Consider the following 820-nt stretch of genomic DNA (forward strand, 5'->3'; position numbering starts at 1 on the left):
TGGAGTCGTCCTTGAAATACCACCCTTGTAGTTTTGATGTTCTAACGTTGGCCCCTGAATCGGGGTTACGGACAGTGCCTGGTGGGTAGTTTGACTGGGGCGGTCTCCTCCCAAAGAGTAACGGAGGAGCACGAAGGTTGGCTAAGTACGGTCGGACATCGTACGGTTAGTGTAATGGTAGAAGCCAGCTTAACTGCGAGACAGACACGTCGAGCAGGTACGAAAGTAGGTCATAGTGATCCGGTGGTTCTGAATGGAAGGGCCATCGCTCAACGGATAAAAGGTACTCCGGGGATAACAGGCTGATACCGCCCAAGAGTTCATATCGACGGCGGTGTTTGGCACCTCGATGTCGGCTCATCACATCCTGGGGCTGAAGTCGGTCCCAAGGGTATGGCTGTTCGCCATTTAAAGTGGTACGCGAGCTGGGTTTAGAACGTCGTGAGACAGTTCGGTCCCTATCTGCCGTGGGCGTTTGAGAATTGAGAGGGGTTGCTCCTAGTACGAGAGGACCGGAGTGAACGAACCGCTGGTGTTCGGGTTGTCATGCCAATGGCATTGCCCGGTAGCTACGTTCGGAACTGATAAGCGCTGAAAGCATCTAAGCGCGAAGCAGGCCTCGAGATGAGTTCTCACTAGACTTTTAAAGTCTCTGAAGGGCCGTTGAAGACTACAACGTTGATAGGCAAGATGTGGAAGTGGTGTGAGCCATTAAGCTAACTTGTACTAATTACCCGTGAGGCTTAACCATACAACGCCAAACGCGTTTTGTGTGATAGTTTAAGCGCAGAAGTTAATGACTAAAGTAGACATTACTGAA

General features: G+C 51.0%; 1 rRNA gene. It reads left to right on the top strand.

Annotated elements, in window-relative coordinates:
• Nucleotides 1–751 (top strand): 23S ribosomal RNA (locus tag ACFI34_RS18730); the annotation flags it as partial.
• Between the last annotated feature and the right edge of the window lie 69 nt (nucleotides 752–820).

The organism is Pseudoalteromonas sp. PSi26, from assembly GCF_054960575.1.